General features: G+C 60.0%; 12 protein-coding genes. 4 read left to right on the top strand and 8 right to left on the bottom strand.

The window, feature by feature from the left end; all coding sequences use genetic code 11:
- Positions 1 to 105: 105 nt before the first annotated feature.
- Positions 106 to 846, bottom strand: a complete 741-nt coding sequence (locus tag ACMXYJ_RS00210) for an SDR family oxidoreductase (RefSeq protein WP_415758367.1) — start codon at positions 844 to 846, stop codon at positions 106 to 108.
- Positions 847 to 975: 129 nt separating this feature from the next.
- Here ACMXYJ_RS00210 and ACMXYJ_RS00205 point away from each other — a divergent pair, with 129 nt between their 5' ends.
- From ACMXYJ_RS00205 to mgrA, 3 genes are all read left to right on the top strand, one after another.
- Positions 976 to 1,866, top strand: coding sequence for a LysR family transcriptional regulator (locus ACMXYJ_RS00205; protein ID WP_415758366.1), 891 nt, complete (start codon positions 976 to 978; stop codon positions 1,864 to 1,866).
- Positions 1,867 to 1,970: 104 nt separating this feature from the next.
- Positions 1,971 to 2,372, top strand: coding sequence for a type II toxin-antitoxin system HicB family antitoxin (locus tag ACMXYJ_RS00200; RefSeq protein WP_033058464.1), 402 nt, complete (start codon positions 1,971 to 1,973; stop codon positions 2,370 to 2,372).
- A 174-nt stretch (positions 2,373 to 2,546) separates the two neighbouring features.
- Positions 2,547 to 3,584 (top strand): L-glyceraldehyde 3-phosphate reductase, encoded by a 1,038-nt coding sequence (gene mgrA, locus ACMXYJ_RS00195; RefSeq protein ID WP_282483092.1) that lies wholly within the window; start codon positions 2,547 to 2,549, stop codon positions 3,582 to 3,584.
- Positions 3,585 to 3,748: 164 nt separating this feature from the next.
- Here the strand turns inward: mgrA and tauD are convergent, their stop codons facing one another.
- The 7 genes from tauD to ACMXYJ_RS00160 form a co-directional block, all read right to left on the bottom strand.
- Positions 3,749 to 4,591, bottom strand: a complete 843-nt coding sequence (gene tauD, locus ACMXYJ_RS00190; RefSeq protein WP_415758365.1) for a taurine dioxygenase — start codon at positions 4,589 to 4,591, stop codon at positions 3,749 to 3,751.
- A gap of 181 nt (positions 4,592 to 4,772) precedes the next feature.
- Positions 4,773 to 5,606: a taurine ABC transporter permease TauC gene (tauC, locus tag ACMXYJ_RS00185; RefSeq protein WP_415758364.1), complete on the bottom strand. Its 834-nt coding sequence runs from the start codon at positions 5,604 to 5,606 to the stop codon at positions 4,773 to 4,775.
- Complete coding sequence (tauB, locus tag ACMXYJ_RS00180) at positions 5,603 to 6,397, bottom strand: taurine ABC transporter ATP-binding subunit (protein ID WP_008149272.1); 795 nt, start codon at positions 6,395 to 6,397, stop codon at positions 5,603 to 5,605. The genes tauC and tauB overlap by 4 nt, the downstream gene beginning before the upstream one ends.
- Positions 6,398 to 6,412: 15 nt before the next feature.
- Positions 6,413 to 7,390 carry a taurine ABC transporter substrate-binding protein gene (gene tauA, locus ACMXYJ_RS00175; protein ID WP_123367068.1) on the bottom strand — a complete coding sequence of 326 codons (978 nt, stop codon included), beginning with the start codon at positions 7,388 to 7,390 and terminating at the stop codon, positions 6,413 to 6,415.
- A 255-nt stretch (positions 7,391 to 7,645) separates the two neighbouring features.
- A complete protein-coding gene (gene gshA / locus ACMXYJ_RS00170; protein WP_415758363.1) occupies positions 7,646 to 9,229 on the bottom strand; it encodes a glutamate--cysteine ligase in 1,584 nt (527 codons plus the stop codon).
- Positions 9,230 to 9,522: 293 nt separating this feature from the next.
- Positions 9,523 to 9,906, bottom strand: a complete 384-nt coding sequence (locus ACMXYJ_RS00165; protein ID WP_008149280.1) for a PaaI family thioesterase — start codon at positions 9,904 to 9,906, stop codon at positions 9,523 to 9,525.
- Positions 9,906 to 12,230 (bottom strand): Tex family protein, encoded by a 2,325-nt coding sequence (locus ACMXYJ_RS00160; protein ID WP_056745608.1) that lies wholly within the window; start codon positions 12,228 to 12,230, stop codon positions 9,906 to 9,908. Before ACMXYJ_RS00160 ends, ACMXYJ_RS00165 begins: the two co-directional genes overlap by 1 nt.
- 361 nt (positions 12,231 to 12,591) lie before the next feature.
- Between ACMXYJ_RS00160 and ompR the strand changes: the two genes are divergently transcribed.
- Positions 12,592 to 13,332 carry an osmolarity response regulator transcription factor OmpR gene (ompR, locus tag ACMXYJ_RS00155; protein WP_007903084.1) on the top strand — a complete coding sequence of 247 codons (741 nt, stop codon included), beginning with the start codon at positions 12,592 to 12,594 and terminating at the stop codon, positions 13,330 to 13,332.
- The last annotated feature ends 96 nt before the right edge of the window (positions 13,333 to 13,428 follow it).

Genomic DNA, 13,428 nt, shown 5'->3' with positions numbered 1-13,428 from the left:
TTTTGGGGCCGCCTTCGCGAGCAGGCTCGCTCCCACAAGGTCGTCGCAATCCTCTGGGAGCGAGCCTGCTCGCGATAGGGGCGCTGCGGTGTCAAATGAGCATAGTTAAACCAGCCCGCCGTTGACGCGCAGGATTTGCCCGTTGATCCACGCCGCATCAGGACCGACCAGGAAAGACACAACGCGGGCGATGTCTTCTGGCTGAGCCAGACGTTCCAGCGGGGCCATCTTGGCGAAGGTCTGGATCTGCTCTTCGCTCTTGCCGTGCAGGAACAGGTCGGTAGCCACCGGACCGGGGGCCACGGCGTTGACGGTGATGTTGCGACCGCGCATTTCCTTGGCGAACACCTGGGTCAGGGATTCCACCGCTGCTTTGCTGGCGATGTATACCGCGTAGCCCGGCAGGTTCATGCCGACGGTGCTGCTGGAGAAGTTGATGATCCGTCCGCCAGCGTTCAGGCGAGTGGCGGCTTCACGCAGGGTGTTGAACGTGCCGCGAGCGTGAATGTTGAAGTTCTGATCGAACAGCTCATCCGTGTGTTGCGCCAGCGGCAGGACTTTAAGGATGCCGGCGTTGTTCACCAGCACATCGACTTTGCCCAGTTGCGTTTCGGTCTCGTCGAACAGCCGGCGTACGTCGTCGGCGTTCGCTACATCCGCCTTGATCGCTATGGCCTGGTGGCCGGCCTGACGCAATTCGACGACCAGTTTTGAAGCTTCAGTGGCACTGCTGGCGTAGTTGATGGCGACCGCGAAACCTTGGTTGGCCAGTTGTTTGGCGATCACCGCGCCGATGCCGCGGGAGGCGCCGGTCACGATGGCAACTTTTGAAGTTGGGTTAGTCATGGCGGTGATTCCTATGAAGTTGATGGCTTGGGGTGAAGCCAGATTCACATGTTTACTCAGGCTGATAAATGCACGAGAGTTGCCTTGACTGTTCAATAATCGCCAACAATCGACCGCCAGGAGACCCGCGTGGATCAAGTCAAAGCGATGAAGGTTTTCGTGCGCATCTACGAGCGCAGCAGCTTCACGCTGGCTGCCGACGACCTGAACCTGCCGCGGGCGACGCTGACCCACACGCTGAATCAATTCGAAGCCTGGCTCGGGACGCGTTTACTGGAGCGAAGCACCCGCAAGGTGCGACCTACGCTGGATGGCGAGGCGTACTACCTGCGTTGCGTGCAGCTGCTGGCGGAGCTGGAAGAAGCCGAACTGGCATTCCGTAGCGTCGCACCGAAGGGCCGGTTGCGCGTGGATTTGCATGGCACGCTGGCCAAGCACTTCGTTATCCCGGCGTTGCCGCAGTTCATGGCGCGCTACCCGGACATCGAACTGTCCATCAGCGAGGCCGACCGCTTTGTCGACCTGATCGCTGAAGGCGTCGACTGCGTGCTGCGCGCCGGCACCTTGGGCGACTCCGCGCTGATCGGCCGCCGCGTCGCCAACTTGCGCCAAATCACCTGCGCCAGCCCCGCGTACCTGCGCAAATACGGCGAACCGAAAAGCCTCGACGATCTGAAACATCATCGTGCCGTGAACTACGTCTCGCGCACGACTGCCAAGTTGTTTCCGTTCGAATTCATGGTGGATGGCGAACTGAAGGAAGTGGCTATCGATGGCGCGCTTTCAGTATTCGGCGCGGAAATTTATGCGGCGTCGGCGATTGCCGGGCTGGGCCTGATCCAGTGCCCGCATTACCGAATGGACACGCAGATTTCCCAAGGCTTGGTGCAGGAAGTCCTGATCGACACGCCACCACCGCCGATGCCGGTTTCGGTGTTGTATCCGCACAACCGACACATGTCGCCACGGGTTCGGGTGTTTGTGGATTGGCTGGGGGAAGTGTTTGCGGGGGCGCAGTAGCCGCGGTTCCACAGATCGTTTCAGGATGTGTGTTGTGGGTATTGGTGCTGCGTTTTTGCCTATAGTTCGCCGCATCAACTTGCTGGAAAAGGGATTCACCGAAAATGAAATTCCCGGTCGTTCTGCACAAGGATGCCGACTCAGAATACGGAGTAATTATCCCGGACGTGCCGGGTTGCTTCTCCGCAGGCGGTACTGTGGCGCAGGCATTTGAAAACGTGAAGGAAGCGTTGTCGTTGCACTACGAAGGCCTGGTGGCTGATGGCGATCCGCTGCCGCAGGTGCATGAGATCGACGCTCATCTTGATAACCCTGATTACGCGGGCGGCGTGTGGGGGGTGGTTGAATTTGATATCACGCCTTACTTCGGCAAGTCGGTGCGCTTCAATGCCACGCTGCCTGAGCAGTTGCTTGAGCGTATCGATCAAACAGTCAGACGGGATCAGCGGTACAGCTCAAGGTCTGGCTTTTTGGCTGCCGCTGCCCTGCGTGAGTTGTCGGCGTAAATGTTGATCGCTCCTACGCAGAGCGTGGGAACGATCAACTGGCGGTAAAGATGAAATATGTGAAACGTTTCAGCATTTTCTCGAGTCCGAGGTTTATCGGCGTTTGTCTGGGCGTATGCTGGGCAACTTGCGAAGCAGTCGATACCAACTTCAAGACAGACAAGAGAGGATTCGATGACCTACACCGCTGCCGAAAACCGCTACGACTCCATCCCTTACCGCCGCGTGGGTCGCAGCGGTCTGGTGCTGCCGGCACTGTCGCTGGGTCTGTGGCACAACTTTGGCGACAGTACGCCGATCGACACCCAGCGCTCGTTGCTGCGTACCGCGTTTGATCTTGGCATCAACCATTTCGACCTGGCCAACAACTACGGCCCGCCGTATGGCAGTGCCGAGATCAATTTCGGTCGTTTGTTGCGTGAAGATTTCAAGCAGTATCGCGACGAGCTGATCATCTCCAGCAAGGCCGGTTGGGACATGTGGGCCGGGCCTTATGGTCAGGGCGGCGGTTCGCGCAAATACGTGCTGGCCAGTCTTGATCAAAGCCTGCAGCGCTTGGGCCTGGACTACGTGGACATCTTCTATTCCCACCGCTTTGACCCGGACACGCCGCTGGAAGAAACCGCCAGCGCACTGGCCACCGCCGTGCAACAGGGCAAGGCGTTGTACATCGGTATCTCTTCCTACTCGGGCGTTAAAACCCGTGAAATGGCCGCGCTGCTGAAAGAGTGGAAAGTCCCGTTGCTGATTCACCAACCGGCTTACAACCTGCTCAATCGTTGGGTGGAAAAAGACCTGCTGGATACGACGGACGAACTCGGTACGGGTGTGATTGCGTTCACGCCGCTGGCTCAGGGGTTGTTGACTGACAAGTACCTGAATGGTGTGCCGGCTGATGCGCGGGTCAATCGTCCGGGGGGTGGTTCGTTGCAGGCGGCGCATCTGTCCGAAGCCAACATCGCTCATGTGCGTGCGCTGAATGAGATCGCCAAGCGCCGCGGTCAGAGCCTGGCACAGCTGGCATTGGCGTGGACGTTACGCGATCCACGCGTGACGTCGGCGCTGATCGGTGCGAGCCGGCCGGAGCAGATTATCGAGAACGTCGGGGCGTTGAAGAATCTGAGCTTTAGCGCGGAGGAATTGGCGGAAATTGACCGGTTTGCCCAAGAGGGTGGGGTCAATCTTTGGGAGAAGCCTTCGACGGCTGAGTAAGTATTCGGCGCCAGAACCTTTGGCGCCTGTCAGATTGCCTTCGCGAGCAAGCCCGCTCCCACATTAGATTCCAGTGGACACAGAATTTGTGAACTAAAGAGATCAAATGTGGGCGCGGGCTTGCTCGCGAAGAGGCCATCAAAGCCAATAAAGAACTTCAGGGTTCACCGGAAGAACGGCACATCCCCCAACACCGTCGCCCGCTGCATCACCCGCCGGGCCGGCCGGTAATCATCCACGGCGTAATGCTGTGTCACGCGGTTGTCCCAAAACGCCACGTCGTCCTTTTGCCAACGCCAGCGAATGGTAAATTCCGGCCGTGTGGCGTGGGCAAACAGAAACTTCAGAATCACCTCACTTTCGGTTTCCGAGAGCTCATTGATCTTCGACGTGAAGCCTTCATTGACGAACAACGACCGGCGTCCGCTCACCGGATGAGTGCGGATCACCGGGTGTGACAACGGCGGGTTTTTCCTGCGCGCTTCTTCCCACTGGGCCAAGGCTTGCGGCGTGTTGCCATAGCGCTCCAGCGGGAACGAGCGGGTGAAGTCGTGGGTCGCGGTCAGCCCTTCGAGCAAGGTTTTCATCGGTGCGGACAACGCTTCATATGCCGCAATACCGCTGGCCCACAGCGTGTCGCCACCAAACTCCGGCAACAACTTGGCACTGAGTACCGCGCCCATGGCTGGGGTCGGCAGGAAGGTTACGTCGGTGTGCCAGATCGCATTGTCGCGTACGTCGGTGACGGCGGTGTCGAGGATCAGTACTTCGGGCTGTTCCGGCACATTCGGGTAGATCGGGTGAATGTGCAGGTCGCCGAAATTGGCGGCGAAACGTGCCTGCTGCTGGGGTGTGATCGGCTGATCGCGGAAGAACAACACTTGATGTTTGAGCAGCGCCTGCTCGATGGCGTCGCGCTGTTCCAGGTTCAGTGGCTGGCTGATGTCGACGCCGCTGATGTGTGCGCCGAGGGCGTAGCTTAAGGGGACGATGGTCAGGTTGCTCATGGTGTTCTCTTCAATTCTGGGGGGGACACCGCACCTGTAGGAGCTGCCGAAGGCTGCGATCTTTTGATGTTGTTTTTAGAGAGCAAGATCAAAAGATCGCAGCCTCGTTTCACTCGACAGCTCCTACAGGGTTGATCCAAAAAAGGGGGGTATCAAGGCAGTTGCTCCCACATTCAAAGCTTCAGTGAGCCTGGCCATGCCACGGCACCAGTTTGCGTTGCAAGGCGCGCAAGCCCATCTCCATGGCGAAGGCGATCAGCGCGATCACCAGAATCCCCAGCACCACCACATCGGTGACCAGGAACTGCGCGGCCGACTGCACCATAAAGCCCAAGCCACTGGTGGCGGCGATCAATTCGGCGGCGACCAGTGTCGACCAACCCACACCCAAGCCAATCCGCACGCCAGTCAAAATGTCCGGCAACGCACTCGGCAGAATCACATGGCGAATCAACTGCGCCCGGGTCGCGCCTAACGACTGCGCCGCGCGCAATTTGGCCGGGTCGACGGTACGCACGCCGGTCGCCGTAGCGATGGCGATCGGGGCGAAGATCGCCAGGTAGATCAGCAAGACTTTCGACAGCTCACCGATGCCGCACCAGATCACGATCAGCGGCAAATAAGCCAGCGGTGGAATTGGGCGGTAGAACTCGATCAGCGGATCGAGAATGCCGCGAGCGATGCGGTTGTGGCCGATGGCGATGCCGACCGGCACGGCGGTCAGCACCGCGAAGCCCAGGCCCAGGCCAATACGGCTGAGACTCGCGCCCAAGTGCTGCCACAACGTTGAATCCATGTAGCCGGTGGTCACCAGCAGCCAGCCTTTTTGCAGCACGGCGGACGGTGGCGGCAGGAACAGTGGCTCGATCATTCCTGTGGCGGTGACGGCCCACCAAATGGCAACGAGAGCGACCAGCGTCAGTACGCTGATCCAGCGCGTGTTCAAACTGCGACGTAGCGTAATTACCGTCGAACTCGACTTCACCGTCGCGGCGGGAATTTCATAGGTACTCATGCGCGCTCCTGCCGCTGGGCGGCGCTGCGTTGGGAGAACACTTTGGCGAGCACGTGTTCGCGGGTTTCGATAAAGCGCGGGTCAGACTTGATCGATCGAGCCGACTCCCCGGCGGCGTAACGCTGACCGAAATCCAGGCTCAGGCGTTCGACGATTTGCCCTGGATTCGGCGCCAGCAGAATCAGGTCCGTGGCGAGAAACACTGCTTCTTCGATGTCGTGGGTAATCAGAAATACCGGTTTTGCGGTGCGCTGCCAGACTTGCAGCAGCAACTCCTGCATCTGTTCGCGGGTGAAGGCATCGAGGGCGCCGAAGGGCTCGTCCATCAGCAAAACGCGCGGATCAGCCGCGAGGGCGCGGGCCAGACCGACACGTTGCTTCTGGCCGCCCGAGAGTTGCCAGATTCGGCGGTTTTCGAAACCGGAAAGGTCCACCAAGGCGAGCATTTCCCGGGCGCGCAGTTCACGTTTTTCCCGCGCAATGCCGGCCAGTTCCAGGCCGAAACCGACGTTGGCCAGCACGTCCTGCCAAGGCAGCAGGGCATCGTCCTGGAACACCACGCCGCGTTCGGCACTCGGGCCTTTGACCGGCACGCCATCAAGGGTGATGCGCCCGGCGCTGGGCTCGACGAAACCGGCAATCAGGTTCAACAGCGAGGTCTTGCCACTGCCGGACGGGCCGAGGGCGACCAGCAACTGCTGGGGCCCAAGGCTCAGGGAAATATCCGCCAGTACCGGTTCGGCGGCGCCGGGGTACTGTGCGCTGATGCGCTCCAGCTGAAGCAAAGCCATCGCGGTTAACTCCGATCAGTTGGTGATGTATTTGGCGCTGACGTAGGGAGCGTAGTCCGGCAGCACGGCTTCAACCTTGCCTTGTTCTTTCAGGAACGCGGCGGTGTCGGTGATGGCCTTGGTGGTCGGCGCGCCGAGGGTGATCACTTGGTCAGCCGCCAGCGGGAAGACGTTGCCTTGCAGCAGTAATGGAATGTCGCTGGCCTTGGCGCCGGAGAGTTTCACCAGCTTGTCGACATTGGATGGGTTGGCGAGCCAGGCTTTCGGGTCTTTACGGTAATCGGCGTAGGCATCGAGGGTCACTTTGGCGAACGCGGTGACGATTTCCGGGTGCTTCTCGGCGAAGTCTTTACGCACGATCCAGGCATCAAAGGTCGGTGCGCCGAACTTGGCCAGTTCACCGGAAGTGATCAGCACTTTGCCGTTTTCCTTGGCGACACCCAGGGCGGGGTCCCACACGTAAGTGGCGTCGATGTCACCGCGTTTCCACGCAGCAATGATGGCTGGCGGGGCGAGGTTGAGGACGGTGACTTTCGATGGGTCGATGTTCCAGTGCTTCAGCGCGGCCAGCAGGCTGTAGTGGCCGGTGGAAACGAACGGCACGGCGATTTTCTTGCCGATCAGGTCTTGTGGGGTTTTGATCCCGGAGCCGTCGCGAGCAACCAAGGCTTCAGCAGCGCCGATCTGCGTGGCGATGAGGAACGTTTCTACCGGGACTTTGCGAGTGATTGCTGCCGTCAGGGGGCTGGAACCGAGGTAGCCAATCTGCACGTCGCCGGAAGCGATGGCGGCGATGATGTCGGCGCCGTTGTCGAATTTGCGCCAGTCGATTTTGGCGTTGGTGGCTTTTTCGTACGCGCCGTCGGCCTGGGCGACTTTCGCCGGGTCAACGGTGGTCTGGTAGGCGACGGTGACGTCAGCCGCCTGGGCAAAGAAACTCACCGCAGCCAAAGATGCGGCCGCCAGGAGGCGAAGGGGGAAAGTCAGTTTCATTGAGAAGCTCCTTGTCAGGCGACCGAGAGTCGGCGTGGAAAGGAGACTAAATGATATAAGAATCCGAAAATAAATAACTTTTTCGAATGAGCTTATGAGCGGAAAATTCTAAAGGATCAAAAGATCGCAGCCTGCGGCAGCTCCTACAAAGGTAGCGTGCGAATTCGAAATTGCGTGATACGGGCAAAAAAAATCGCAACCCTGGCACCGTCCCGTAGGAGCTGCCGAAGGCTGCGATCTTTTAACAGGCGCCGCTTAGTTGCTGATGGCCAAAATGCTCGCCTGATACGACCCGACAAACACATCGAAATCGCCGACTTCGTTCTGCTCCAGCTCCACTTGCTCGGCCAGCGACGAACGCGCCCGGTCTTCAAATTTCGCCTGGTCTTCACTTGAAAGCGGCTCGCTGCGGAAATACTCCGCATGTGCCTGGCTCTGACGCAGGGAGAATTGAGCAAAGCTCTCCTTGTGTTCAGCCATCGCCGCCAGCACCTGGGCCGATGGCGTCAGCGATGGATCCTTGACCTTGGCCAGCTGCGCATCCAGCGCCTTGCTATGCGCATCACCGCCATGACTCTGATCCAGCATCGCCGCCAGGGGTGCAATCTTCTCCAGCAACTCGCTGGCCCACTCTTTCAGGTCCACCGGATGACCGTCGCGTTGCAGTTGCAGGCCCGGACGGCGACCTTCCTTGACCACGCTGAGGAAGTTCGAGGTCGCGTTGCCGCAGGAGGTGTTGGTCAGCAGCGGGCTGTCGTTCAACGCGCAATACAGCAGGAACGCGTCGAGGAAACGCGATTCCGGCAGGTCGATGCCCATCGGCAGGAACGGGTTGATGTCCAGGCAACGCACTTCAACGTACTGAATGCCGCGGGCCACCAGCGCCTGGATCGGCCGTTCGCCGGTGTAGGTCACGCGTTTCGGGCGGATGTTGGAGTAGTACTCGTTTTCGATCTGCAGGATGTTGGTGTTGAGCTGAACCCACTCACCGTCCTGATGCGTGCCGATTTCGACGTACGGCGCGTACGGCGTTGCGACCGCTTTGCGCAGGCTGTCGGTGTAACTGGCCAGATCGTTGTAGCACGGCGTCAAACCGGCCTGGGCGTTGCTCTGGTAACCCAGGTCACTCATGCGCAGGCTGGTGGCGTACGGCAAGTACAAGGTGTCCGGATCCAGTTGTTCCAACTGATGCGAGCGGCCACGCAGGAAACCGGCGTCCAGCGCTGGCGAAGCACCGAACAGGTACATCAGCAGCCAGCTGTAGCGACGGAAGTTACGGATCAGGGCGATGTAGGCCGACGATTGATAGTCGCGGTCGGTGCCGACAAAGCCTTCGGCCTCTTTAAGCAGCGGCCAGAGCTTTTCCGGCAGGGAAAAGTTGTAGTGGATCCCGGCGATGCACTGCATGGTCTTGCCGTAGCGCAGGGCCAGGCCCTTGCGGTAGACGTACTTGAGCTGACCGATGTTGGAGGTGCCGTAATAGGCGATCGGGATGTCTTCCTCGGCCGGCAACGGGCACGGCATCGATGGACTCCACAGGTACTCGTTGCCGAGCTTGCTGTAGGCAAAACGGTGGATCTTGTCCAGGCTCGCCAGCGTATCCGCCGGATCGGGCAGGGCGGGCGTGATGAACTCCAGCAGCGACTCGGAATAGTCGGTGGTGATTTGTTCGTTGGTCAGCGCGGAACCCAATTCTTCCGGGTGCGGCGTTTGCGCCAGGCGACCTTCGCCGGTCACGCGCAGGCATTCACGTTCGATGCCGTGAAGGCACTGTTCGAGCAGAGAGAGGTTAGCGCGCTCGCCGAGCAGAGCCAGGCGGCGGTTGAGAAGTTCGCTCAAGTTGGATTCCTTCACGCGTCAGTCGCCCCAATATGGGGGTGGGCAAGACGGTCTACAAGGGTGAAGTTGAAACTGGCGTTTTCGCCTGGTTTTCGAGCCGCACAGAACTACCGGCAGCCGGCCAAGGATCGAACGCCGCAATCCTCTGTAGGAGTGAGCCTGCTCGCGATTAGGGAGTGTCAGTCAACGTTTAAGTCGTTTGGCACACCGCAATCGCGAGCAGGCTCACTCCCACAGGAAACTCCGACGCTGCGGTCACAGCGCCGAAATTAACTCAAATTGATGATTACTAGCTACAGGACAGCGAACGTGCCTTGTGCTTTTGCGACGAGTTTGTCGCCTTGCATCACGTCGGCTTCGACTACAAGCGTGCGGCGGCCCGGGTGGATCACCCGCGCCGTGCACATCACTTCACCGTCGGCGACGGCGCGGATGTAGTTGATCTTGCACTCGATGGTCGCGCTCTGCTGGTCAAAGCCGTGGGTGCTGGAACAGGCCAGCCCCATGGCAATGTCCACCAGACTGAACAAGGCCCCGCCGTGCAGCTTGCCGCCGCGATTGCGCAGTTCTGGTGCAAGCCCGAGGGCGACTTGCGCCACCCCGGTCTCCAGACTGTGCAAGCGACACCCCAGCAACTTGAAAAAAGCGCTTTCGGTCAGCCCGGCCGGGATGTCCATCAGCGTTTCTTCAGCTGCTTGGCGTTGGCGAACAGCGAAGCCATGGCGTTGTTGGCCGGAGCCGCTGCCGTGGTTTCTTTACGCGGTGCGGTGTTCTGGGACTGGCGTGGTGCCGAACCCGGACGCGCACCACGGGCACCGTCGATTTTCTCGCCCGGCGTGTCGCTCATGCGCATCGACAGGCCCACGCGTTTGCGCGGGATGTCGACTTCCATGACCTTCACTTTCACCACGTCACCGGCCTTCACCGCTTCACGCGGATCCTTGATGAACTTCTCCGAAAGCGCAGAGATGTGCACCAAACCGTCTTGATGCACGCCGATGTCGACGAAAGCACCGAAGTTGGTCACGTTGGTCACCACACCTTCGAGGATCATCCCCAGCTGCAGGTCCTTGAGGTCTTCGACGCCTTCCTGGAACTCGGCGGTCTTGAACTCGGGACGCGGATCGCGGCCAGGTTTTTCCAGCTCTTGCAGGATGTCGGTGACTGTTGGCAGGCCGAAGGTTTCGTCGGTGTACTTTTTCGGATCAAGACGCTTGAGGAAGCTGGCGTCGCCGATCAGCGAGCGAATGTCGCGGTCGGTTTCAGCAGCGATGCGCTGGACCAGCGGATAGGCTTCCGGGTGAACCGCAGACGAATCCAGCGGGTTGTCGCCGTTCATGACGCGCAGGAAGCCAGCGGCCTGTTCGAAGGTTTTCTCGCCTAGACGCGCGACTTTCTTCAACGCCGCACGGGTTTTGAACGCGCCGTGCTCGTCGCGGTGGCTGACGATGTTTTGCGCCAAGGTCGCGTTGAGGCCGGAGATGCGGGCCAGCAGCGCCACGGAGGCGGTGTTCACGTCGACGCCCACGGCGTTCACGCAGTCTTCGACCACTGCGTCCAGGCCGCGCGCCAGTTTCAGCTGCGACACGTCGTGCTGGTACTGGCCGACGCCGATGGATTTCGGATCGATTTTCACCAGTTCAGCCAGTGGATCCTGCAGGCGACGGGCAATCGACACCGCGCCACGGATCGACACGTCGAGGTCCGGGAACTCCTTCGAAGCCAGTTCCGACGCCGAGTAAACCGATGCGCCGGCCTCGGAGACCATGACTTTGGTCATCTTCATGGCTGGGTATTTTTTGATCAGTTCAGCGGCCAGCTTGTCGGTTTCGCGACTGGCGGTGCCGTTGCCGATGGCGATCAGGTCCACTGCATGCTTGGCGCACAGGGCCGCCAGAATCGCGATGGTCTGGTCCCATTTGTTGTGCGGCACGTGCGGGTAAACCGTGGCGTGATCCAGCAGCTTGCCGGTGGAATCGACCACGGCCACCTTGCAACCGGTGCGCAGGCCCGGGTCGAGGCCCAGTGTGGCACGCGGGCCAGCCGGCGCCGACAGCAGCAAATCGTGCAGGTTGTGCGCGAACACGTTGATCGCTTCGGTTTCCGCGCCATCGCGCAGTTCGCCCAGCAGGTCGGTTTCGAGGTGGGTGTAGAGCTTGACCTTCCAGGTCCAGCGCACCACTTCGCCCAGCCATTTGTCGGCGGCGCGGTTCTGGTTCTGAATGCCGAATTGCTGGCCGATCATGCCTTCGCACGGGTGCATGGCGCCCGGCAGTTCGTCGCCGACTTTCAGCGCCGAACTCAGAATGCCTTCGTTGCGGCCACGGAAAATCGCCAGCGCGCGGTGCGACGGCATGCTTTTCAGCGGTTCGTCGTGTTCGAAGTAGTCGCGGAACTTGGAGCCTTCCTCTTCCTTGCCGGCGATCACGCGGGCACTGAGAGTCGCTTCCTGCTTGAGGTAGCTGCGCAGCTTGTCCAGCAAGCCGGCGTCTTCGGCGAAGCGTTCCATCAGGATGTACTTGGCGCCTTCAAGGGCCGCCTTCACATCGGCGACGCCTTTTTCGGCATCGATGAAGCGCGCGGCTTCAGCGTCTGGCGTCAGGGTCGGGTCGTTGAACAGGCCGTCGGCCAGCTCGCCGAGGCCGGCTTCCAGGGCGATTTGGCCCTTGGTGCGGCGCTTCTGCTTGTACGGCAGGTACAAGTCTTCGAGGCGGGTCTTGGTGTCGGCGAGCTTAATGTCGCGTTCAAGTTGCGGGGTCAGCTTGCCTTGTTCCTGGATGCTGGCAAGGATGCTGATACGCCGTTCGTCGAGTTCTCGCAGGTAGCGCAGACGCTCTTCCAGATGACGCAGCTGGATGTCATCGAGGCTGCCGGTCACTTCTTTCCGGTAGCGGGCGATGAAGGGAACGGTAGAGCCTTCATCGAGTAGCGCGACGGCCGCTTCGACCTGTTGTGGGCGTACACCGAGTTCCTCGGCGATGCGGCTGTTGATGCTGTCCATAAAACCACCTGACAAATTGTGAAAGCAGGCTCGCAGGCGCAGAGATAAGGGCTCGGCGAGTCTGGTTGAGCGGCCTGGCCTGCGCCGCTACCTGGATCAACAGGTATCCCGTTGACCCGTGAAATCGAACAATTACTGCCTGCGCCATGAAAATAAAAAACGGCCACCTACAGTAATGATCAGACGTTGCCTGACACAAAAGGCCGCGCATTATAACCAGCGTTCTGTCATTCGGGGGCATCACAGGCTGTAGGCATAAAGGCCGGATTTCTGGCGATGAAGGAAAAATCTGCTAACAATGCACACGGTGCGTATAACGGCAGCTACGCCATAATGCGCACCGAGATCAAAGGAGCATCTAATGAGCAGCACTGCAAACATTGCTGAAGGCGAAAAAATTCTTATTGTTGACGACGATCCAGGGCTGAGCAGCCTGCTGGAACGTTTTTTCGTCAGCAAGGGCTACCGCGCCCGCGCCGTACCGAACACGGAACAAATGGATCGCCTGCTGGCGCGTGAAGTGTTCAACCTAGTCGTCCTCGACCTGATGCTGCCCGGCGAAGACGGCTTGACCGCTTGCCGCCGCCTGCGCACCGCGAACAACCAGATTCCGATCATCATGCTGACCGCCAAGGGCGATGAGCTGAGCCGCATCAAGGGCCTCGAACTGGGTGCCGACGATTACCTGGCCAAGCCGTTCAACCCGGATGAGCTGATGGCGCGTGTCAAAGCGGTCCTGCGTCGTCAGGCCGCTCCAGTACCGGGTGCCCCGGGCAGCGAAGACGAAAGCGTGACCTTCGGTGACTACGAACTGTCCCTGGCCACCCGCGAACTCAAGCGCGGTGACGAAGTGCACATGCTCACCACCGGTGAGTTTGCGGTGCTCAAGGCGTTGGTCATGAACGCCCGTCAGCCACTGACTCGCGACAAACTGATGAACCTGGCCCGTGGCCGCGAGTGGGATGCCCTGGAGCGTTCCATCGACGTGCAGATTTCCCGTCTGCGCCGGATGATCGAGCCCGATCCGTCCAAGCCGCGTTACATCCAGACAGTCTGGGGCGTAGGTTACGTGTTCGTTCCGGATGGCGCCGCCACCAAGTGATCGGTGATTTGTAGGAGCGGGTCTTGCGGGCAACGGGTCAGATGACCTTGCTCGCAGACTCGCGATCCGCAATATGCGAGCATCGCTCGCTCCTGC

The sequence above is a fragment of the Pseudomonas arabinosi genome (assembly GCF_047758675.1).
GTDB lineage: Bacteria > Pseudomonadota > Gammaproteobacteria > Pseudomonadales > Pseudomonadaceae > Aquipseudomonas > Aquipseudomonas arabinosi.
This window is presented reverse-complemented; position numbering and strand designations above follow the sequence as displayed.